General features: G+C 67.9%; 23 protein-coding genes. 7 read left to right on the top strand and 16 right to left on the bottom strand.

Annotated elements, in window-relative coordinates; all coding sequences use genetic code 11:
• Positions 1–19: 19 nt before the first annotated feature.
• Together AB0J95_RS30760 and lanKC are read right to left on the bottom strand one after the other, a co-directional pair.
• The gene (locus AB0J95_RS30760; RefSeq protein ID WP_364765451.1) at positions 20–172 is read right to left on the bottom strand and encodes a SapB/AmfS family lanthipeptide; all 153 of its coding nucleotides are present in this window, start codon (positions 170–172) and stop codon (positions 20–22) included.
• Positions 173–194: 22 nt separating this feature from the next.
• A complete protein-coding gene (gene lanKC, locus AB0J95_RS30755; protein WP_364765448.1) occupies positions 195–2,777 on the bottom strand; it encodes a class III lanthionine synthetase LanKC in 2,583 nt (860 codons plus the stop codon).
• Between the two features lie 297 nt (positions 2,778–3,074).
• On the opposite strand from lanKC, the gene AB0J95_RS30750 reads away from it, so the two are divergent.
• The gene (locus AB0J95_RS30750) at positions 3,075–3,443 is read left to right on the top strand and encodes a VOC family protein (RefSeq protein ID WP_364765445.1); all 369 of its coding nucleotides are present in this window, start codon (positions 3,075–3,077) and stop codon (positions 3,441–3,443) included.
• A gap of 85 nt (positions 3,444–3,528) precedes the next feature.
• On the opposite strand, the gene AB0J95_RS30745 is transcribed toward AB0J95_RS30750, so the two are convergent.
• The 4 genes from AB0J95_RS30745 to AB0J95_RS30730 are packed head-to-tail and all read right to left on the bottom strand — an operon-like array spanning position 3,529 to position 6,400.
• A complete protein-coding gene (locus AB0J95_RS30745; RefSeq protein WP_364765442.1) occupies positions 3,529–3,996 on the bottom strand; it encodes an NUDIX domain-containing protein in 468 nt (155 codons plus the stop codon).
• A 28-nt stretch (positions 3,997–4,024) separates the two neighbouring features.
• Positions 4,025–4,534, bottom strand: coding sequence for a protocatechuate 3,4-dioxygenase subunit alpha (gene pcaG / locus AB0J95_RS30740; RefSeq protein WP_364765439.1), 510 nt, complete (start codon positions 4,532–4,534; stop codon positions 4,025–4,027).
• Positions 4,531–5,226: a protocatechuate 3,4-dioxygenase subunit beta gene (pcaH, locus tag AB0J95_RS30735; RefSeq protein WP_364765436.1), complete on the bottom strand. Its 696-nt coding sequence runs from the start codon at positions 5,224–5,226 to the stop codon at positions 4,531–4,533. Before pcaH ends, pcaG begins: the two co-directional genes overlap by 4 nt.
• A 10-nt stretch (positions 5,227–5,236) precedes the next feature.
• A complete protein-coding gene (locus tag AB0J95_RS30730) occupies positions 5,237–6,400 on the bottom strand; it encodes a 4-hydroxybenzoate 3-monooxygenase (RefSeq protein ID WP_364765433.1) in 1,164 nt (387 codons plus the stop codon).
• 73 nt (positions 6,401–6,473) lie between these two features.
• Between AB0J95_RS30730 and AB0J95_RS30725 the strand changes: the two genes are divergently transcribed.
• The gene (locus tag AB0J95_RS30725) at positions 6,474–7,229 is read left to right on the top strand and encodes an IclR family transcriptional regulator (RefSeq protein WP_364765430.1); all 756 of its coding nucleotides are present in this window, start codon (positions 6,474–6,476) and stop codon (positions 7,227–7,229) included.
• Here AB0J95_RS30725 and AB0J95_RS30720 read toward each other — a convergent pair.
• The gene (locus tag AB0J95_RS30720; RefSeq protein ID WP_364765427.1) at positions 7,210–7,416 is read right to left on the bottom strand and encodes a hypothetical protein; all 207 of its coding nucleotides are present in this window, start codon (positions 7,414–7,416) and stop codon (positions 7,210–7,212) included. The two genes, AB0J95_RS30725 and AB0J95_RS30720, sit on opposite strands and share 20 nt — an antisense overlap.
• Before the next feature lie 368 nt (positions 7,417–7,784).
• On the opposite strand from AB0J95_RS30720, the gene AB0J95_RS30715 reads away from it, so the two are divergent.
• The 5 genes from AB0J95_RS30715 to AB0J95_RS30695 all read left to right on the top strand — a co-directional run bounded on the left by AB0J95_RS30715 (position 7,785) and on the right by AB0J95_RS30695 (position 12,338).
• Positions 7,785–8,582: a CoA transferase subunit A gene (locus AB0J95_RS30715; RefSeq protein WP_364765424.1), complete on the top strand. Its 798-nt coding sequence runs from the start codon at positions 7,785–7,787 to the stop codon at positions 8,580–8,582.
• Positions 8,579–9,265: a CoA-transferase gene (locus tag AB0J95_RS30710; RefSeq protein WP_364765421.1), complete on the top strand. Its 687-nt coding sequence runs from the start codon at positions 8,579–8,581 to the stop codon at positions 9,263–9,265. Before AB0J95_RS30715 ends, AB0J95_RS30710 begins: the two co-directional genes overlap by 4 nt.
• Positions 9,266–9,270: 5 nt before the next feature.
• Complete coding sequence (pcaB, locus tag AB0J95_RS30705) at positions 9,271–10,515, top strand: 3-carboxy-cis,cis-muconate cycloisomerase (protein ID WP_364765418.1); 1,245 nt, start codon at positions 9,271–9,273, stop codon at positions 10,513–10,515.
• Positions 10,512–11,264 (top strand): IclR family transcriptional regulator C-terminal domain-containing protein, encoded by a 753-nt coding sequence (locus AB0J95_RS30700; protein WP_364765415.1) that lies wholly within the window; start codon positions 10,512–10,514, stop codon positions 11,262–11,264. The genes pcaB and AB0J95_RS30700 overlap by 4 nt, the downstream gene beginning before the upstream one ends.
• A gap of 165 nt (positions 11,265–11,429) precedes the next feature.
• Positions 11,430–12,338: a LysR family transcriptional regulator gene (locus AB0J95_RS30695; RefSeq protein WP_364765412.1), complete on the top strand. Its 909-nt coding sequence runs from the start codon at positions 11,430–11,432 to the stop codon at positions 12,336–12,338.
• On the opposite strand, the gene AB0J95_RS30690 is transcribed toward AB0J95_RS30695, so the two are convergent.
• From AB0J95_RS30690 to AB0J95_RS30650, 9 genes are read right to left on the bottom strand one after another with little or no spacing between them, the layout of a single operon-like run.
• The gene (locus AB0J95_RS30690; protein ID WP_364765409.1) at positions 12,316–12,801 is read right to left on the bottom strand and encodes a hypothetical protein; all 486 of its coding nucleotides are present in this window, start codon (positions 12,799–12,801) and stop codon (positions 12,316–12,318) included. The genes AB0J95_RS30695 and AB0J95_RS30690 overlap by 23 nt on opposite strands.
• A complete protein-coding gene (locus tag AB0J95_RS30685) occupies positions 12,798–13,271 on the bottom strand; it encodes a hypothetical protein (protein ID WP_364765406.1) in 474 nt (157 codons plus the stop codon). Before AB0J95_RS30685 ends, AB0J95_RS30690 begins: the two co-directional genes overlap by 4 nt.
• Positions 13,268–14,482: an MCE family protein gene (locus tag AB0J95_RS30680; RefSeq protein ID WP_364765403.1), complete on the bottom strand. Its 1,215-nt coding sequence runs from the start codon at positions 14,480–14,482 to the stop codon at positions 13,268–13,270. Before AB0J95_RS30680 ends, AB0J95_RS30685 begins: the two co-directional genes overlap by 4 nt.
• On the bottom strand, positions 14,482–15,642 hold the full coding sequence (locus AB0J95_RS30675; protein WP_364765400.1) for an MCE family protein: 1,161 nt from the start codon (positions 15,640–15,642) through the stop codon (positions 14,482–14,484). The genes AB0J95_RS30680 and AB0J95_RS30675 overlap by 1 nt, the downstream gene beginning before the upstream one ends.
• Positions 15,639–16,817, bottom strand: a complete 1,179-nt coding sequence (locus AB0J95_RS30670) for an MCE family protein (RefSeq protein ID WP_364765397.1) — start codon at positions 16,815–16,817, stop codon at positions 15,639–15,641. Before AB0J95_RS30670 ends, AB0J95_RS30675 begins: the two co-directional genes overlap by 4 nt.
• Positions 16,814–17,884, bottom strand: coding sequence for an MCE family protein (locus AB0J95_RS30665; protein WP_364765394.1), 1,071 nt, complete (start codon positions 17,882–17,884; stop codon positions 16,814–16,816). The genes AB0J95_RS30670 and AB0J95_RS30665 overlap by 4 nt, the downstream gene beginning before the upstream one ends.
• Positions 17,881–18,912: an MCE family protein gene (locus AB0J95_RS30660; protein ID WP_364765391.1), complete on the bottom strand. Its 1,032-nt coding sequence runs from the start codon at positions 18,910–18,912 to the stop codon at positions 17,881–17,883. Before AB0J95_RS30660 ends, AB0J95_RS30665 begins: the two co-directional genes overlap by 4 nt.
• Positions 18,909–20,213: an MCE family protein gene (locus AB0J95_RS30655; protein WP_364765388.1), complete on the bottom strand. Its 1,305-nt coding sequence runs from the start codon at positions 20,211–20,213 to the stop codon at positions 18,909–18,911. Before AB0J95_RS30655 ends, AB0J95_RS30660 begins: the two co-directional genes overlap by 4 nt.
• The gene (locus AB0J95_RS30650) at positions 20,210–21,070 is read right to left on the bottom strand and encodes an ABC transporter permease (RefSeq protein WP_364765385.1); all 861 of its coding nucleotides are present in this window, start codon (positions 21,068–21,070) and stop codon (positions 20,210–20,212) included. The genes AB0J95_RS30655 and AB0J95_RS30650 overlap by 4 nt, the downstream gene beginning before the upstream one ends.
• Positions 21,071–21,075 lie beyond the last annotated feature (5 nt).

Raw genomic sequence — 21,075 nt, 5'->3', positions numbered from 1 at the left:
CTGGTGTGGATCGCCAGACTCAGTGGCAGATCAGCACAGACAGGCCGGAGGAGCCGTCGCACAGGGTCACGGACAGGTTGCTCGGGCAGCTGTGGCCGCTGCTGCTGCTGCCGCCACCGCCGCCGTTCGCCGGGGCCGACGATTCCATACCCTGCAGGTCGAGAAGCGACATTTCGTTCTCCTTGTCGGGGGTGTTACGAACCCGCACCGGATGGCGTGGGCGTCTGGGGAGCCGACCGCGCGGACACGGTCAGCAGGGGGATGCGCACGGGCTCGTCGTGCAGCGCGGTGCCCAGGGCCAGCAGGATCCCGGCGGTGCCGGTGCCCAGGTCCATGGACAGGCGCAGCAGGCCCGTGCCGGGGAAGGCCATTCCCTCGCCGTACGGCAAGGCGTGCCACGCGAGGTTGCGGATCTGTTTGACCACGAGGGGGTCGTCGGCGGGCAGGCGGCTGGCGAGGTAGGCCAGGATGCCCGCCCGGCCGGACAGCAGCCCGGGCAATATGTACATTGTGGACTTCGCGGCCAGCTCGATGCCCCGGTTCGCCTGGACGAACTCGTCGTCGTGCCGCCGGGCCAGGTACTGGTCGAGTACCACGCCGATGCCGACGCTGCCGACGTCGAGGTACGGCATGGTCCGCCAGCCCTCGTTGACCTCCAGCACACCGTTGTCCCGCAGGTAGCACTTGCCGAGGTCGTGTTTGAGCGCGACGGCGGCCTTGTCCAAATAGGACTTGTCACCGGTCTCGTCGTAGGCCCGGATCAGCAGGAGCGCCTGACCGGAACGGCCGCGCAGGAGGCCCGCGTACGGATGGGCGCCGCCGCTGATGCCAGAGTCGTCGTCCTTGTGCTCGCGCTCGGCGACCAGTTCGGCCGCCCGCATCCCGGCCACGCGCAACGCGGGTTCGCCCGTGCGGTCGGCCAGGTGCAGCAGGTTCAGGCCGACGCCGGCGAGGCCACCGGCCAGGTCCGGCCCGAGCGACTCCCACTTCTCGCGCAGGCAGATGTCCACTGTGTCCAGTGCTTCTTGCTGGTATCCCAGGTGGTCCAGCGCGAACGCGGCGCCGTGCAGCCCGTCGTACAGGCCGAGCCGGGAGCCCGAGGACGGCATTTTGGCGTGCCGCAGCAGCCATTCCTCGTACTGCTCGAACCGGCCGGCGCCGGTGGCCGACAGGGCGTAGAGGACACCCGCAGCGCCGTAGGCCAAGCCGAGCCCACCGACTGCGAACACCTCGGGATCGCCGGGGAACAACCGGTCCTCGCGGTCCGGGGTGGCGCTGGCGACGATCGCGCGGACGAGCTGGTCCCGAAGTTCCGGCCATCGGGCAGGGTCGGCCGGAACTTCGGGACTCGTCGTCGCCGGAGTCCCCGGAGGGACGATCACGTCCACGCCCTTGGCCAGAAAGCCTTGGGGCACAGGGAAATGCTCGGCGATGATCTCGGCGAAGTGCCGGGCCTTGACCCGGTGCAGCCCGACCAGGTTGGTCATCGGCAGGAACAGCGCGAGCCGCAGGCAGGCCAGCGCGTACTCGTCGATGGCGTAACCGGTGGTGCTGCGCGGGGCGGTGAACCCCTGGTTGCCCAGGCCGGGCCGGGTCTCCTCCTCGATCGGCGTGGCGACCTCGTAGTCCAGCAACGCGATCGTGTCGTCCTCGCGGACCACGATGTTGTAGAGGTGCAGGTCGCCGTAGACGATCCCGCGCTCGTGCACGGCTTTCACGGTCTGTTCGACCTGTTCGTACACGTGCACGGCCCATTCGGTGAACCGGGCGTGGTCCTCGGCCGTCGCGGCCGGGTTGATCAGGGGGTACTTGCTGGTGATGGAACTGGCGATGGTGGTGCCCTTGACGTACTCCATCACCATGAACCGGTGCTCGCCCAGCCAGAACAGGTCGTACACCTCGGGGATGCCGGGGATCCCGGCCAGCCGGCGGAGGATGTTGTGCTCGCGTTCCAGGCGGTGCACTGCGTCGTGGCCCCAGGCGTCCACACCGGCGTGCGGGCGGGCCTCCTTGAGCACGACCTCCCGGCCGTCGGAGTCCTTGCCGACGTAGATGCCGCCACCGTTGGAGAAGTGGATGACCTGCTCGAACGTGTAGGGCAGGCCGACGGTCTTGACCGCGTTGCGCTTCTCCAGCTGGGGCTTGAGGAAGTCCGGTAACGTGACCCAGGGCGGCATGTAGAACACCGGGTCGCGGCGGTCCGCGACGAGGGTGCCGTCCGGCTGGGCGATCGCGGCGACCACCTCACCGGTGGCCGGGTCCACTGTGTACCGGTTGGCGAACGCTCCATATCGGACGTACAACGGCCCGCGTTCCCAGCGCAGGTCGGTGAGGATGTACGGACTCGGCTGGCCGTCGAGCAGTTCGCCCAGTTCGGTGAGGATCTGTTCGCAGTGCGCGTCGTTCACCGGGTAGATCGTGACCAGCTTGCCGCTGAACCCGCGCGGCGCGTACTTGGAGATCCGGGCGATCAGGGCCTGCTGGGAGCGCAGGAACTTGAAGTGGATGCCGCGTTCCACGCAGTAGTCGGAAATGGTCTCGACCACCTGCGCGGCGTTGCCCTGAGCGGCGCTCGCGTGGATCTTCCAGCCCTGCAGGGGCAGGCCGGTGACGAACGAGGGAGAGAACACGAACCAGTCGTCCTGCTCGTAGCGCTCCCAGCCATCGGGCAACGGCCGGGAGGCGGCGGCGAAGGACTCACCGGCGGTCGCGACGGAGTGCATCGCGTCGTAGAACGACGGATCAGCCATCACGTAGGCCTCGTACTCCCTGTTCATAGCGCTAAATCCTGGTGAGCGAGCACCTGAATCGATAGTGAGTTCCGTCATCGGTCCCCGACGCGCATGTCACCGGCTACTGGTGCGTTCTTCACACACCTCGGCTCCGGGGTGTAACGCCCCGATCATCCAGCGCGATGTCCCCCCTGACGAAAGGGCTGGTCACCAAAGCCCCCCGTGGTGACCAGCCCCGAGTCACACCCACCGGCTCCACCGCGCATGGGACGTCAGTGGGTGAAAGTCTCGCGGCAGGTGTGGCCGGGAAAACCCCGGCCACCCGCCGGTAGGTTGGTTCCCATGGCCCACCTGCGCGACCTGGTCATCGACTGCCACCACCCCGCCGCCCTCGCCCGCTTCTGGGCCCAGGTGCTGGACGATTACGCCGTGGCGCCCTACGGCGAGCGGGAGCTGGAACGCCTGCGCGAGCAAGGCATCACCGACCCCGAAGACGACCCCACCGTCCTGCTGCAGCCCGCCACAGGCGGCTTGCGCATCTGGTTCCAGCAGGTGCCGGAGTCCAAAGTGGTCAAGAACCGCGTCCACTTCGACGTCAACGGCGACTACCAGGACATCATCCGGGCCGGCGCCGTCCTCGTCGAGCACTTCGAGCACTGGACCCAGCTCGCCGACCCCGAAGGCAACGAGTTCTGCGTGTTCCCGGTCTGACTGCCGGCCAGCGCCTTGGTGACCGGGCAGGTGCGCTCGGCGGGCTCGGCGAACGTGGCCTCGTCCACCCCGTCCACCACGGCGGTCAGGAGTAGTACGGCGCCGGGGAGGCGTCGAACCCGTGCTGGATGCGCAGCCGCACGGCGGGGTGAATGGTCAGCTCGTAGAGAAGTGCCTGCTCAACCCACAGGACTTCCTTGCTGTCGGTGCCGGGGTGCGGCGATCCGCCGAGCACACGGCCGCGGAACGCGATCGCGAACTCCTGCCGGACCTCCCCGGTGTCGTACGAGATCACGTGCTCCGGGTCCGAGTAGATCCCGATCAGCCCGGTGACCTCGATGTCGATCCCGGTCTCCGCCTTGACCTGCCGGACGGCCGCGGCGCTGATGGTCTCGCCGACCTGCTGCGGCCCGCCCGGCAGCGAGTACAGGTCGTTGTCGGCCCGCCGGATCATCAGCAGCCGCTCGGCCTCGTCCAGCACGAACACGCTGACCGCCACGACGATGCTGGTCGCGGCGGGGGCGTGGAACTCCAGATAGTGGTCGATCCGCATGACCCCATCCTGGCCCCGCGGCCGGGTTCTACAAGTCGAAGAACACCGTCTCGTCGGCGCCCTGGAGGTGGATGTCGAACCGGTACCCGTCCGCCGTCGCAGTCGCGATCAACGTCTGCCGCCGCTCCGTGGGAACACCATCCAGCACGGGATCGGGCGCATCCGAGAGGTAGATCCGCGTGACGACACGGTCCAACAGCCCACGGGCGAACACCGACACGTCGATGTGCGGCGCCTGCCCGGAAAGCGCACCGGGCGGCAGAGTCAGGATCCAATAGGTGCCCTGTGCATCGGTCGGGCACCGGCCGAAGCCACGGAACGAAGTCGCCGCCGGGGACTCGGGATGGTTGAACAAACCGTCAGGATCGGCCTGCCAGGTCTCGATCAGCGCATCCGGGACGGCCGCCCCGGCGCCGTCGAAAACCGTACCGGTGATCCGGATCGCGCCCGGAGTCCCCTCCGGCACCACCAACGGCCCGTCCGGCCAGGGCAGCCCGATCGCCAGGAACGGCCCGACGGTCTGCGATGGAGTCGTCATTCGTCGTCGTCCTCTTCCTCGAACGGGGTCGCGTCCCGGCCGCGCAGCACGATGTCGAACTCGAAGGCCAACGCCCAGTTGGCTTTGGTGCGGGACATGTCGAACCGGGAGACCATCCGGTCCCGCGCGACCGGATCGGGCACCGAGTTGAAGATCGGGTCCTGGAAGAACAACGGGTCGTCCGGGAAGTACATCTGGGTGACGAGCCGCTGCGTGAAAGACCGGCCGAACAACGAGAAATGGATGTGCGCCGGCCGCCAGGCGTTGTCGTGGTTCTTCCACGGGTACGCACCCGGCTTGATCGTGGTGAACGTGTAGCGGCCGTCCGAGTCGGTCAGCGCCCGGCCGGCGCCGTCGAAGTTCGGGTCCACAGGGGACGGCCAGCGGTCCTCGACGTGGTTGTACCGGCCGCCCGCGTTGGCCTGCCAGATCTCGACGAGCGAGTCGGGGATCGGTGTCCCGTTGCCGTCCAGTACCCGGCCGTGCACGATGATCCGCTGGCCCTGCGGCTCACGCAGGGTCAGGTCGTTGTCCTGCGGCCCGATCCGGCCCGGGCCCAGCAGCGGGCCGGTCAGCTCGGTCAGCTTCTGCGGCAACAGAACCAGCGGCCGGCTGGGGTGCCGCAGCTTGGTCGAGCCGTAGCCCGGAAAGTCGAGTGGCGGGTGCGTTCCCTCAGGGTCTTTGCGGTACAACGAAATCCTCCTAGGCGAACGGGAGGCCGACGTAGTTCTCGGCGAGGCTGGTCGCGGCGGCGGTCGAGGTGGCGGTGTACCGCAGCTGGGACAGCTGCAACCGCTGCTGGAAGGGGTCCGCACCGGGCGCCCGGTGCAGCATGGTGGTCATGAAGTACGAGAAGTGCTCGGCGCGCCACACCCGGCGCAGACAAGTGTCCGAATAGGACTCGAGAAGCGACGAGTCCCGATCCTGCAGCAATGCCTTGAAAGCGCGGGAAAGCACGCGGACGTCGGCGATGGCGAGGTTCATCCCCTTGGCGCCGGTCGCCGGGACGATGTGCGCGGAGTCACCGGCCAGGAACAACCGCCCGTGCCGCATCGGCTCCACCACGAAGCTGCGCATCGGCGCGAGCAGCCGTTCCACCACCGGGCCCTCGTTCAGCCCGAACCCGAACCGCGCGTTGAGCTCGTCCCAGATCCGCGAGTCCGGCCAGTCGGCGATCACGTCGTGCGGGTCGACCTGCAGGTACAACCGGGTCAGCTCGGGCGACCGCATGCTGTGCAACGCGAACCCGCGCGGGCTGTTGCAGTAGATGAGCTCCTCGTTGGATGGAGCGGCTTTGGCCAGGATCCCCAGCCAGGCGAAGGGATACACGTGGTCGTACGTTTTCAGCACGCTGTCCGGAATGGACGAGCGGCTCACCCCGTGGAAGCCGTCGCACCCGGCGATCAGGTCCGCCTCAAGGGTTTGGTTGACCCCGTTGGCATCCCGGTAGGTGATCCGCGGCAGGTCCGAAGCCAGGTCGTGCAAAGCCACGTCGGACACCTCGAACTGGATGTCCGCACCGGCGGACAGGCGAGCGGCGATCAGGTCCTTGACGATCTCCTGCTGCCCGTAGACCGTGATCTGCTTGCCGGTCAACGCATGGAAGTCGATCCGGTGGTCGGCGTCGTCGAACCGGAGGATGACTCCCTGGTGCCGCAGGCCCTCCCGGTCCAGCCGGTCGGCGAGTCCCACCTCCCGCAACAGCTCGACGCTCGGATGCTCGACCACACCGGCGCGGACCCGAGCCTCGACGTACTCCCGGCTGCGGGCCTCCAGCACGACCGAGTCGATGCCCTCCAGCCACAGGAGATGGGACAGGAGTAAACCGGCGGGACCTGCCCCGACGATGGCGACCTGGGTGCGCATGAACCCCACCTTGGCGGAAAACCGGCACGTCAGCGAGTCCACTTTCCGCTCAATGGAAGGCACACTGATAGCCATGACCACGAAGTCCGTCGCGGGCCGGGTGTTCCTGCTGCTGGACGCGTTCACCGAGAGCAAGCCCGCGCTCACCCTCTCGGAGCTCAGCGCCGCGGCCGGGCTGCCGCTGAGCACCACGCACCGGCTGGCCGGCGAGCTGACCGCGTGGGGCGGCCTGACCAAGGGCACGGACGGCCGCTACCGGATCGGCCTGCGGCTGCTGGAGATCGGCTCTCTGTCGCCGGGCAGCCTGTCGCTGCGCGAGCGCGCGATGCCGTTCCTGGAGGACCTCTACGAGGCCACCAGGCAGAACGTGCAGCTCGCGGTGCGCGACGACCTCGAAGTCGTCTACGTGGAGCGGATCTCGGCCCGCGGCGCGGTCAACATCCTGACCCGGGTGGGCAGCCGGATGCCGCTGCACGCGGTCGGCGTCGGCCTGGTCCTGCTGGCGCACGCCGACGCGGACGTGCGGGACCGGGTTTTCGCCCGGCCGCTGGAACGATTCACCGAGATGACCATCTCTTCGGTGGCACAGTTGCGAGAAATACTCGCATCCACCCGCCGCGACGGTTATGTGGTGAGCGACCGGCAGCTGGAGATGATCACGAAGTCGATCGCCGCGCCGATTCGCGATGCGGGCAACACCGTTATCGCCGCCCTGTCCATTGTCGTGCCGGTGGAAACCGATTCACGCACGCTGATCCCGGCGGTTCGCGCGGCCGGTCAGGGCATTTCCCGGGCGATGGGCTGGCGGCCTACGACGCGGCCTTCGTGACCGTTTCCACTTCCGCGCAGGCGCACCCGCCGGTCACCTGCCAGCACTCGAGCACGAGTTCGTGCTGGTCAACGGTCAGAACTTCGCAGCCGGAGTCGGTGCATTCGAGGGTGGCGTCCACATGCTGGACGAGCGTCCCATGACAGTGCTCGATCCCCCGGCTGCACGCTAGGCATTCGATGGGCATTCACCGTTGCTACTACATCCGGGGGATCGAGAGCGTCAGACACGCCGAGGGATCAGGATTCCGAGTCGTCCTCGTGGCCGATGAGGTCGGCCAGCTCCCACTGACCGAACTCTTCGCGCAGCTCGTCGAAGATCGGTGTCTCCCCCACGGTGGCGTTCATCGCCATAGCCCCTCTCCCTTCACATAGCGTGCGCCCGCATACCCCCACGAGACGTACGCCTGTCACCCGTATGACGTAAACCGCCCCGATTTCATTCCGGGTCTTTTGAGTGACTTACGTCTCATTAGCCCCAGCGGTTCATCCTGGAGTAGTGTTCGGGATAAGTACATGCGTTCGCTCTGCGCACAAGTCGATGAAGGAGCAGCTCATGGCCCGTATCGCGTCGCTCGCCGAGGCCGTCGGCGAGCTGGTGCACGACGGTGACCAAGTCGCCCTGGAGGGCTTCACCCACCTGATCCCGTTCGCCGCCGGGCACGAGATCATCCGCCAGGGCCGCACGGACCTGACCCTCGTGCGGATGACGCCGGACCTGATCTACGACCAGCTGATCGGCGCCGGCTGCGCGCGGAAGCTGATCTTCTCGTGGGGCGGCAACCCGGGAGTCGGTTCGCTGCACCGGTTCCGCGACGCCGTTCAGCATTCCTGGCCGGTGCCACTGGAGATCGAGGAGCACAGCCACGCGGGCATGGCGAACCGTTACGTGGCAGGTGCTTCCGGCCTGCCGTTCGCGGTGCTGCGCGGCTACACCGGTACTGACCTGCCGAAACAGACCGACACCATCAAGCCGGTCAGCTGCCCGTTCACCGGCGAGGTGCTCACCGCGGTGCCCGCGCTGAACCCGGACGTGACGATCGTGCATGCCCAGCGCGCGGACCGGAAAGGCAACGTGCAGCTCTGGGGCATCACCGGGGTGCAGAAGGAGGCGGTGCTGGCGGCCAAGCGCTCGCTCGTCACGGTCGAGGAGATCGTGGACGAGCTGGAGCCGCGGCCGAACGCGGTCACCCTGCCCGGCTGGGTGGTCACGATGGTCGCGGAGGTCCCCCAAGGTGCGCATCCCTCGTACGCGCACGACTATTACGTGCGGGACAACGAGTTCTACAAGCAGTGGGACGCCATCAGCCGGGACCGTGACTCGTTCGGACAGTGGCTTGCGGAGATCCGATGACCTACACGACCGATGAGATGATGACCGTCGCCGCCGCACGTTCCTTGCGGGACGGCACTTCGTGCTTCGTGGGCATCGGTTTGCCCAGCACAGCGGCGAATCTGGCCCGCGCCACGCACGCGCCGGACCTCGTGCTGATCTACGAGTCCGGCTGCATTGGGGCCAAACCAGGCCAATTGCCACTGTCCATTGGCGACGGCATCCTCGCCGAAACGGCCGACTCCCTGGTCAGCGTGCCGGAGATCTTCAACTACTGGCTGCAGCCCGGCCGGATCGACGTCGGCTTTCTCGGTGCGGCCCAGCTGGACCGGCACGGCCGCATCAACACCACGGTGATCGGCGACTACGCCGACCCGAAGGTGCGGCTGCCCGGAGCCGGTGGGGCGCCGGAGATCGCGACCGCGTGCAAGGATGTGGTGATCATCGTGCGACAGTCCAAACGGACCTTCGCGGAGCGGCTCGACTTCGTCACCTCGGCCGGCCGCCCCAGTATGATCATCACGGATCTGGGTGTGCTGCGGCCGCGGGACGGCGAGTTCGTGCTGACCCAGGTGCACCCCGGAATCGAGGTCTCCCAGGCGATCGAGGCCACCGGCTGGCCGCTGCGGGTGTCGGCGGACCTGTCCACCACCGAGCCACCCACCCCCTCGGAGCTGACCGCCTTGCGCCGCCTGACAGGCTAGGAGCCGTGTTCGACGAACTGTTCGGCAAACTGGACGACCACGACTGGCTGGTCGCGCTGCTGGACGCCGAGCGGGCGCTGGCCGTCGTGCTCGGCCGGGCCGGGCTGATCCCGGACGATGCCGCCAGGGACATCGCCCGCTGCTGCTCGGCCGACGCGTTCGACCCGGTCCGGATCGGACATGGCTCGGTCGCCTCTGGCAATCCCGTTGTGCCGTTGGTCAAACGGCTGCGGTCACTGGTCCGCCCGGACTGCGCTCGTTATGTCCACTTCGGAGCGACGAGCCAGGACATCATGGATACGGCGGCCTCGTTGGTCGCCACTCGTGCGCTGACACCGGTGCTGGCCGACGCGAAGGCGGCGGCCGATCGGTGCGCCACGCTCGCGGACGAGCACCGCGACACGCTGATGATCGCGCGGACCCTGATGCAGCAGGCCCTGCCGACTGTGTTCGGTCTCAAGTGCGCGGGCTGGCTGGTGGCGCTGGACGAGGCCATGGACGGGCTGCGGCGTGTCGAACCGGCGGCCCAGCTTGGTGGCGCGGTCGGAACGCTGTCGGTTCTTCAGGACGCCGGCATTCCGGACGCCTTCGCGGCGGAACTCGGCTTGGCCGCGCCGGTGATCCCCTGGCACACCAACCGGACCCGGATGGGCGCGCTCGCGGGCGCCCTGGGTGTGCTGGCGGGGGTGCTCGGCAAGATCGCGCTCGATGTGACACTGATGGCGCAGACCGAGGTCGGTGAGGTCGCCGAGGCCACCGGCGGCGGTTCGTCGACCATGCCGCACAAGCAGAACCCCACCCGGTCGGTGCTGATCACCGCCGCCGTGCGGCAGATCCCCGGCCTGGTGTCGACCATGCTCGCGACCATGCCGCAGGAGCACGAGCGTGCGGCCGGGAACTGGCACGCCGAATGGGAAACGCTGTCTTCGTTGCTGCGCCTGACCGGCGGCGCAACGGCCCGCACCCGCGACCTGCTGGACGGACTGCGGGTGAACCCGGACCGCATGCGCGCCAACCTGGACCTCACCGGTGGCCTGGTGATGGCCGAGGCGATCTCGACCCGGGTCGGCGACGGCGAGCTGGTGGCCGAGATCGCGCGTGAGTCGGTGGCCTCGGGCAAGTCGTTGCGGGAGTGCCTGATCGAGGACCCGCGGATCACGCTGTCCACTCAGGACATCGACGCGGCCATGGATCCGAAGGCCTACCTCGGGGCCGCCTCGGACCTCATAGACCGGGCGTTGCGGCGGTGAGCGACTTCGTGCAGTCCCTGGAGCGCGGGCTCGCGGTGATCCGCGCGTTCGACGCCGAGCACCCCGAGCTGACGCTGAGCGATGTCGCCCGGATCACCGGCCTCACCCGCGCGGCCGCCCGCCGGTTCCTGCACACGTTGGCAGAGCTGGGTTACGTGCGTACCGACGGCCGGTTGTTCGCGCTGCGGCCCAAGATCCTCGAGCTGGGCTTCTCCTACCTGTCCAGCCTGGGACTGCCCGAGGTGGCCCGGCCGCACCTGGAGAAGTTCGTCGCCGAGGCGAACGAGTCCTGTTCGGTGTCCATTTTGGATGGACACGACATCGTCTACGTCGCCCGGGTGCCCACGAAACGGATCATGACGGTGATGATCGACGTCGGCACCCGGTTCCCGGCGCACGCCACGTCGATGGGTCGCGTTCTGCTCGCTGCCCAGAGCGAGGCCTGGCTGGAGGAGTTCCTGGCCGCTCCCCTGCCCGCCCGGACCGACCGCACCATCACCGATCCGGCCGAGCTGCGGGCCGAGCTGGGCCGGATCCGGACCCAGGGCTGGGCCATGGTCGACCAGGAGCTGGAGTACGGCCTGCGGTCCATCGCGGCGCCGATCCGGGGCGCGGGCGACCGCGTTGTCGCCGCTGTCAACGTGTCCACGCACATCAGCCGCGGCACCCAGGAGGACGTCCTGGCCCAGCTGTTGCGGCCGTTGCGGGACACCGCGGCCGCTATCAGCGCGGACCTCCGCCTGCTGTGACCGGTCGACCGCGATTCACCTGATTCACCTGCTGTGGCATTGAAGTCATCACACTCATTCCCGCTCCTCCGCGCGCCCTTCGCACGCTAAGATCGACTCAGGCATGCGTCCAGTGCATCGTTGGCAATCGACAGTTGCGTAAAACGCAATCGACCTGGAGCGACCTTGACCGACCTGGACCTCAACCTGCTCACGGTCCTCGACGCGCTGCTGAGCGAGGGCAGCGTCACCGGCGCGGCCGAGCGGTTGCACCTCTCCGCGCCGGCCACCAGCCGGGCGCTCGGCCGGCTGCGCCGGGCGTTGGATGATCCGCTGCTCGTGCGCGCGGGCCGCGGCCTGGTGCCGACGCCGTTGGCCCTGTCGCTGGCGCCTCAGGTGGGCGCGATCGTCGAGCAGGCGCGTGCGCTGCTGAGCACCGACCGCGAGACCAATTTGTCCATTGTGGAGCGCAGGTTCACCGTGCGGGCCAACGACGCCTGGATCAGCCAGACCGGCGGGCCGCTGCTGGCCATGGCGGCCGAGGAGGTGCCCGGGCTGCGGCTGCGGTTCGCGCCGCAGGGCGAGGAGGACATCCAGCCGCTCCGGGACGGCACGATCGACCTGGACATCGGCGTGCTCGACGACCTCGGCCCGGAGATCCAGCTGGAACCGTTGTGGCGGGAGTCCCGGGTGCCGGTGGTCGCGCCCGGTCATCCGCTCACCCGCGGCAAGGTGACCTGGAAGCGCCTGGCCGGCCACCCGTACATCGCGATCTCGCGGCGCGGCCGGTCGTACGGTCCCTACGATGAGCTGCTGGCCACCCATGGCCTGCAACGAAAAGTGGCCGCCATCGCCCCGACCGCGACCACCGCGGCACACCTGTTGTTCGGTTCGGACGCGGTCTGCCTGTTCTCCGCCGCCTTCGCCGAGTATGTCGAGACCCGCCTGGGCCTCAAGACCATCCGCACCCCGGATCCCCTGCCGGTCATGCAGATCAGCCAGGCCTGGCATCCCCGCTCGCAGAACGACCCGGTGCACCAGTGGTTGCGCGCGGCGATCCGGTCGCTCGCGCCTAGAGAACCTGGATCTCGGTGATCTTCCAGGTGTCGCCGGACCTCGCCGCGTGCACGATGAGCTGGGCGACGGCCGACTCGTGCTTGTCGCCCTGGACGAGCTGACGGTCGACGAACACGAGCAGGCGGGCCGCGTCGTCGTGCATGTCGATCACGCCGATCGAGCGGACCGCGGTGGTGAGCACCTGCTGGGTGGCGATCGCGTTGTCCTTCGCCTTGCCGAACAACGAGTTGTACTGGTCCATGGCCGCGCCGGTGAGGACTTCCCCGGCTGCCTGGGCGGTCTGGTCGAGCCGGGACGGGTCGTAGGAGAACACCGTCCGGATCGCCCGGCCCACCTGATCCGTCACGGCGTTGGTCGCGGCCACGTCCACCAGGGCCGTGTTGGCGGGCTGCGGCGGGCCGGCGAGGGTGAAGTACCCGGTCAGGCAGCCGAACAGGACGATCACCCCGGCCAGGATCCCCGCTGTGGTCCCGCGTTTCATGTGCCGACCACTTCCAGGCCGCTGACCTTCCAGCCCGCGTCGGTGCGCTGCAGGTCCATGTCCAGCCGGCTGATCTTGGCGGTCGCCTGCCCGCCGCCCTGTGAGAGGGTGATCTCCAGTGCCGCGATCATGGTCGCCGACCCGCTGTGCGAGTTCAGGTTCGTGACGGCCGCGGTGACGACTCTCGCCGTGGACACGGTCTTGTTGGCGACCGCGTTGGCCCGGTCGTTCTCCTGGTTGCGGTTCAACCGGTCCAGCAGGGCTCCGGTCGCCGCGTTGCGCCAGCGGTCGAAGTCCGGGCTGTGGTAGTCCACTGTGTTCAGATCGACCGCGTACCGCTGGCCGTCGGACAGGACGGTGTCGCGTTCGGCGGCGAAGTCCGCTGTGGCCGAGTTCCACCAGAACCAGCCGCTCACTCCCGCCGCGGCAACGGAAAGCACGGCGAGCACGGCCAGGACCCGGACGATCATCGCGGCAATCCCAGCAGCTCGCCCATGCTGTGCAGCCCGGCGCCGCCCGAGGACATCCCGATCACGCCCGGCGCCTGCGGAGCCGGTGGCGGCACGTTCTTCGGCATACCCCCGAAAGGCGCGTTCTGCGAGCCGCGGACGCCGATCGGGCTGTTCGGTGGCTCGGCGCAGTAGGCGTTGCGGTTGACCGGGATCGGGTCGGTCTGGCTGGCGGTGCGCTGTTTCGTGCCCTCGTAGCCCTTCACGCACGGCGGCGGGTCGAAGAAGTTCAGCATGATCCCCAGGTGCCCGGTGCCGTCCGGGGCGGTGCTCGGGGTGAACGCCGAGATCACCGGGTAGGCCACCAGGAACTGCTCGATCGCGGACGTCCGGCTGGTGGTGATGGTCGTCGTGGTGAGCAGGTTCGCCATCACCACGCCGAGATCCGTGCCGGACGTGCGCAGGATGTCGATCACCTGCTGGGCCACGCCGGGGGTGACGTCGATGAGCTTGCGCAGGTCCGGATCGGACGTCTTGAGCTGCGCGGAGATCTTGGCCAGTCCGGCGCTGAAGTCGGCCAGCTTCTGCGAGTCGGCCTGTTGACGTTCCAGCACGGTCCGCCCGGTGCGCAGCAGGTCCGCGGTCTGTGGCAGGTGTTCGGAGGCCGTGGTGGTGAACTGGCCCGCCGAGTCCAGCAGCCGCTGGAGGTCCGGACCGGCGTTGGCGAAGGCCGTGTTCAGCTCGGTGACGACGGTCCGCAGCGAGTCGACGGGCACGCTCCGCACGAAGCCGTCCAAATTGGACAGCATGGCGTCGGCGGTGGGCGGGACCATCGTGCGGTCGCGCGGGATCACGGACCCGGCCGTGAGGTACGGGCCGCCTTCTCGACTTGGCTGCAAGTCGACATACTGCTCGCCGATCGCCGACCGGTTGGCCACCAACGCCTTGGTGTCGGCCGGGATGTCCGGCGCGGACGAGTCCATCTGCAACTCGACGTCGACGCCGTCCCGCACGAGTTTCAGCTGGCCGACGCGACCCACTGCGACACCGCGGTAGGTGACCTCGGCATTGGTGAAAATCCCGCCAGAGTCCGGCAATTGCACCGTAACGACGTAACCAGTGGCCCCGAACAAGCGGTCAAGGCCCGCGTACCGGGCGCCCGCGTAGACGACCGCGACCACCGCGATCAGCACGAACACCAGGATCCGGATCCGGACACCGCGAGTGAGCATCAGCCACCTCCCAGCAGGACCCCGAGCAGCCCGCCCAGCGGCGACTGGTTCGGCGCGGGAGACCCGGTCGGCGCGGGCGGATCGGGCAGGATCTGGATGGGCAACGGGATCGGGCCGGTGTTGTTCCCGTATGGCTTGCCGGGCGGGGCAAGCAGGGTCTGGCCGGAGTTGGTGATGTTGCCGAGCATCTCGCTGAAGTCGAGGCTGAGCTTGGCGTCCACGTTGAAGTAGTCCCCGCGCACCGCGTTGACCGCGTACGACGGATACGGGTACGTGACGAGGTACTCCAACGCGACCGGGAGGCTGTCGCCGGTCTCGACGAGCTTGCGCAGAGTCGGTTCCAGCTGTTTGAGGTCCGCGACCAGGTCGGCTTTGCTGCGGTTGACCACGTCCACCGTCACCCCGGACAGCTTGTCCAACGACTGCAACATGGTCACCAGCTGGCCGCGTTGTTCCTCGATCACCTTCAACCCGGGCGCGAGGTTGTCCAGGGCGTTCGTCAGGTTCCCGGTCTGCTGGACCAGCGTGCCGGACAGCTTGTTCAGGCCGTCGATCGCGCGGACGATGTTGTCCCGCTGCCCGTCCAGGCTGGTGACCAGCGTGTTCACATTGGACAGCAGCGAGCGGATCTGGGCCTCGTTGCCGGACAGGGCCTTGTTGAGCTCGTCGATGATGTTGTGCAGCTGGCTGATGCCGCCGCCGTTGAGCAGCATCGACAGCGCGCCCAGGACTTCCTCGACCTCGGGGTTGCGGTTGGTGCGGTTCAACGGGACCACCGCGCCCTCCGTCAACTCCCCCTGCGGCGCCTCGTCAACGGGTTCCCGCAGCTGAACGTACTTCTCGCCCAGCAGACTCGACTGCCGGAGCTCCGCGCGGGCATTGGCGGGCAGCCGGACATCCCCGTTGATCACCAGGCTCACGACCGCCATCTTGTTGTCCGGCGTGAGATCGATCTGCGCCACCCGGCCGACCGACACGTCGTTGACCTTCACACTGGCCTGCGGCACCAGGTCGAGCACATCCCCGAACTGCGCCTTGACGTTGTACGGATGGTCCCCGATGTCCGCGCCACCAGGCAAAGGCGTGTTGTAGAGCCCGCCGAACCCGCCCACGCTGCATCCCGAGAGCAGCAGGACGAGTGCGACGGCGAGCCGCTTCATCTGGACATCACTTCCAGCAACGGCACCGGAAGCGGCGGCAGCTTGCCCTGCTGGAGGGACTGCAGGGTCTCGGCGACGGTGGGGAGTTTGAGGGTGCCATCGAGGACGGGGGCGAGCTTCTTGCAGATGTCCGTCAGCGTTTGCGGCACGGACTTGGGCGTGCCCTGTTCGATCAGCCGGCAGACCATCAGGATCGGCGGGTGGGTGAACTCGTTCAGGTCCGCCCGCACGCCGATCGTGCCCGAGGCCGCGTCGTAGGAGTTGATCAGGTTGGTGGCGCCGACCGGGGCCACGTCGAGGATCTCGGCGATCGCGGCCCGTTGGTCCACCAGCGCCTTGGTGACGCCAGTGAGCTTCTGGACGTTCGCGGACAACAGGTCCTTGTTCTCCCCCACGAACGCCTTCACATCGGTCAGCGCGGTTCCCAGTTCGCTCAGGGCATCGCCGACGGCTTGGCGGTCGTCGGCGAGGAACGTGCTGACATCCGCGAGCCTGCCGTAGAAGGCGTGCACCGCACTGTCGCTTTTGGCCAGTGCGTCGGTGAACTTGCCGAGGTTGTCGACGGTCGCGAACAGGTCGTCCTTGGAGTTGGACAACGTCGTCGCGGCTTCGGCGAGTTGCTTGACGGTGTCGTTGAGGTTCTGGCCGTTGCCGTCCAGGGTTCCGGCCAGCGAGTTCAGCAGGTCCGACACGGCGCCGTTCTGGTTGGCGCCGTTGGGACCGAGCTGGGTGGTCAGCTTGTTCACGCTGGCGTACAGGTCATCCAGCTCGACCGGGGACGCCGTCTTCGAGCGCGGGATGACCGTGCCGGACGCCATCTCCGGGCCGTCGTCGTAGGCCGGCGTGAGCTGGATGTACCGGTCGCTGACCAGGCTGGGCGCGACGATGATCGCCTGGGCACCGGCCGGGATCTGCACGCCGGAGTCCACCACCATGTCCACTTTGACCTGATCGCCCTCGGGCTGGACATTGGTGATCTGTCCAACCGGGACACCCAGGACCCGCACAGCGGAGCCGGAGTAGACGCCGACGGTCTTGTCGAAGTACGCGCTGAGGGTGAGCCCGGACGGGGACCGCAGCAGCCACCAGACCCCGGTCGCGAGCAGAAGCCCGAGCACGCAAGCGATTGCGACGGTCCGGGCCGCGGTCAGCCGGGCGGGCGTCCTGAACGTCATCGCCCACCTCCCGAGATCGGCGGCAGGCAGCCATCGGGGTTGATGGTCAGCCCGTTCGTCTTACCCGGCCCGAGGTTGATGTACGGCGGCAGCAACCCGCAGAGATAGCCCTCGAACCAACGGCCGTTTCCGGTGGTGTTGGTGGAGATCCGGACGAACGGCGCCAGCGCGGCCAGCCCGCGGCTGAGGTTGTCCTGGTTGCGTTGCAGCAACGACGTGATCTTGTCCAGCTGCTGCAGGGTCGGCTGCAGCTGGGTCCGGTTGTCCGCGACGAGGCCACGCAACTGAGCGGCGAGGTCCTTGGTCCCGTTGAGCAGCTGGGTGATCGCGTCCCGGCGCTTCTGCAGCTCGGCCAGCAGCAGGTTCCCGTCGTCGATCATCTTGGTGATCTCGGCGTTGCGGCCGGCCAGGGTCTGCGAGACCTTGCTCGTATTGGCCAGCAGGGTCGCCAGGGCCTCATCGCGCGACGAGATCGTCTTGGACAACGCGGACAGGCCCTGCAGAGCGGACTTCATGTGCTCGGGCGTGTCCTTGAGGGTGTCCGCGACGACTTTGAAGCTATCGGCGACCTTGGTGGTGTCGATCTGGCCGACGGTCGTGCTGAGATCGCTGATCGCGGCGGTGATGTCGTACGGAGCGGTGGTCCGGGTCTTCGGGATCGGCACACCTGGGTCCTGCGAGCCGCTGCCCGCGGGCTCCAGGGCCAGGTACTTCTCGCCCAGCAACGTCTTGATGCTGATCGCGGCCCGGGTCTGGTCGCCCAGCCTGACATCCCGGACCTTGAACTTCACCTGCACCTGGTTGCGGGCCAAGGCCACTTTGGACACTTCGCCGACCTTCACGCCCGCGATCTGCACCTCGTTGCCGTCCGCGAGCCCACCGGCCTCGCTGAAGTACGCCGAGTACGTCACGCCCGTGCCGATGATGGGCAGGTCGTCCGAGAAGAACACGGCCAGCGTCGCCAGCGTGATGGTCACGAGCGTGACCGCGCCGACAACGGCCTGGTTGCGTTCCTTTCGCGGTGACGTGCTCTTCCCCGCGGAGCCGCCGAACAATTCCGCCTTCATGGGCCGCACCTCTCCGGCATCTGCGTGGACGGCACCGGCAGCAGGCTCAGCGTCAGGTTCAGCGAGGACACGCCGACGGTCCCGGACATCCGGCACAGGTAGAAGTTCAGCCAGCTGCCGTAGCTCACCGCCCTGGTGAACGTGTCGGCACGGTTCTCCAGGCCCTTGAGCATCCCGTCCAGCAACGGTTGCTGTTTGTTCAACGTCTCCGCCAACGGTCCCAGCAGCGCGATGTCCTGTTTCAGCGCCGGCCGCGCCTGGTCGAGCAGCCCGGCCGTCGTGTCGGTCAACGAGCCAAGGGCCGAAATGGCATCGCCGATCGGCTTGCGATCCGCGGAAAGCCCGGAGACCAGCTGCTGGAGGCTGACGATCAGGTCGTTGACCTCGCCGGTGCGGCCGTTGACCGTGCCGAGGACGTTGTTCAGGTTGGTCACCAGGTCGCCTATCACCTTGTCCCGGCCCGCGATAGTCGAGGTCAGGGTGGCCGTGTGCTGCAGGATGCTGTCGACGGTGCCGCCTTCACCTTGCAGCACCTGGATGATCTCGAACGCGAGCTTGTTCACGTCGTCCGGCTGCAACGCCTGGAACAGCGGTTTGAAGCCGTTGAACAGGACGGTGAGGTTCAGCGCGGGCGTGGTCCGCTCGACCGGGATGGTCCCGCCCGGCTCAAGCAACGCCGTCGTCCCCGTTCCCATGCCCAGCGCCAAGTACCGCTGACCGACCAGGTTGCGGTACCGGATGATCGCGGTGGCCGAGGCCGGGATCCGCCGCCCCGCGTCGATGTCGAAGCTGACCTCGGCGTACTTGTCGTCCACAACGGACAGCGAGTCGACGGTTCCGACCTTGACGCCCAGGATCCGGACGTCGTCGCCGGGCTTGAGGCCGGACGCGTCGGTGAACCTGGCCTTGTACGACGAGGTGCCGCCGAAGTTGCTGTTCGCGATGGTGGCGCCGAGCAGGGCGGTCAGGGCGATCGTGACGATGGCGAAGATGGTCATCTTGACGACCGGGCCGACGACGCTCCTCATTGGACGGTCACCTCCATCCCGCGGTAGACCGGCGCGAACAGGAACTTCGTCCACTCCGGCACATCTTCAGGGGCCACGCCAAGCGAAGGCGCGACCAGCAGGCCCACGAGATCCCGCTCGGACTCCGAACCGGCGGCCTGCGGGGAGGTCGAGCCGGGGATGATCTGGGTCGAGCCGGTCTGCTTGGGCGGCGGGGGTTTGGTCGAGCCGTCCTTGACCGGGCCGCCCGGCGGGTACTGCGGGAACACCGCGGGCAGCTGAACCTGTTCGTAGCAGCGAGGTCCGCGCTTGTCCTCGAACCGGGGAGTGTCCACTCCGGGCAGGTACTTGCCGCGGTTCCCGGTGAACTCCAGGGTCACGCGCATCATGTTCGGGTGCTCCTGGCCCTTGCCGAACGCCGCCTCGGCGGCGGGCACCCGATCGGCGATCTGCTTGAGCATGCAGGGGTACTCGGGCGCGTACTTGGCCAGCACATCCAAGGTGGGCTTCGCCGTCACCACGAGGTTGATCAGGTTGTTCTTGTTGACCTGCAGGAAGTTGCCGAGGTCGATGGAGGCGTTGGTCATCAGCGCGAACAGGTTCCGCGTGTTCACCTGCTGCTCCACGATGGTCTTGCTGGTCACCGTGAGATCCGACAACGCCTGCAACAGATCCGGAGCAGCATCGGCCACGCTGTTGGACACCGAGGCCAGCGCGGCGATGTCGGCGTTGAGGTTGGGCAGCGACGGGTTGATCCGGGTCAGGTACTCGTTGAGCTGCACCAGGGTCTGGCCGAGCTGCTCGCCGCGGCCGTCCAGCGCGGTGGACAACGAGTTCAGCGTCATCGCGAGCTTCTCCGGTTGCACCGCTTGCAACACGGGCATGACATCGTCCAGGACCCGTTCCAGCTCAATGGCCACCGAGCTGCGGTCCTGCGTGATCACCGACCCCGCGCCGAGCCGCTTCGCGTCCGGCCGCGCCGGAATCTGCAGCGCCACATACCGTTCGCCGAACAGGGTCTTGGGCAGCAGCCGCGCGGACACGTTCGCGGGGATGACGTCCACTTTGTCCGGCTGCAAGGCGAGATCCAGCACGGCGTGGTCGCCGGTCGCGCGAATGGCCCGGACCTCGCCGACGATCATCCCGCGGACCTTCACGTCCGAGCCTTCGCGCAGCTGGTTGCCGACGTGGTCGGTCTCCAGGCTGACCATCACGACCGGCGTGAACGCCTTGCGGTAACCCGCGATGGTCAGGACCACGAACAGCGCCATGATCACCAGGAACAGCAGTCCCAGGAGGTGATAGCGCAGCCGGGTGATCATCCGGCTATCCGTACCGTGGTGGTGGAGCCCCAGATGGCCAGGCTCAGGAAGAAGTCCAAGATGGACAGCATCACGATGGCCGCGCGCACCGCCCGGCCGACCGCGACGCCGACTCCGGCCGGTCCGCCGGTGGCGGTGTAGCCGTAGTAGCAATGAGTCAGGATGACCATCACGCTGAACACCACCACCTTGAGGAACGACCAGAGCACGTCCTCGGGCGGCAGGAACAGGTGGAAGTAGTGGTCGTAGGTGCCCGCGGACTGGCCGTAGAAGTAGACGGTCACCGCGCGGGAGGCCAGATAGGACGACAGCAGACCGACCGCGTACAACGGGATCACCGCGGCCAGACCGGCCAGCACCCGGGTCGTCACCAGGTACGGCATGCTGGGCACGGCCATCGTCTCCAGCGCGTCGATCTCCTCGGAGATCCGCATCGCGCCCAGCTGCGCGGTGAACCCGCAGCCCACCGTGGCCGACAGCGCGAGACCGGCGGAAAGCGGTGCCACCTCACGGGTGTTGAAGTACGCGGACAGGAACCCGGTCAGCGCCCCGGTTCCCAGCTGGTTGAGCGAGGAGTAGCCCTGCAGGCCGACGATCGTGCCGGTGAACATGGTCATGCCGATCATCACGCCGAGCGTGCCGCCGATCACCGCGAGCGCCCCGGTGCCGAAGCTGACCTCGGTGAGCAGCCGCAGCACCTCCTTGGCGTACCGGCGAAGCGTGCGCGGCGCCCACAGCAGGGCCCTGGCGTGGAAGGACAACTGCCTGCCGAGGTGCTCCAACCCGTTGAACGGCCGCGCCACCAGCTCCAGGATGGCCGCACGCGGCTCCTGGTCCCGGGGCTTCACAGTCGTCACCGGGT

Source organism: Actinocrispum sp. NPDC049592, assembly GCF_040675465.1.
Lineage (GTDB): Bacteria > Actinomycetota > Actinomycetes > Mycobacteriales > Pseudonocardiaceae > Kibdelosporangium.
Note: the sequence above shows the minus strand (reverse complement) of the source record. Positions and strands in the feature narration are given on the sequence as shown.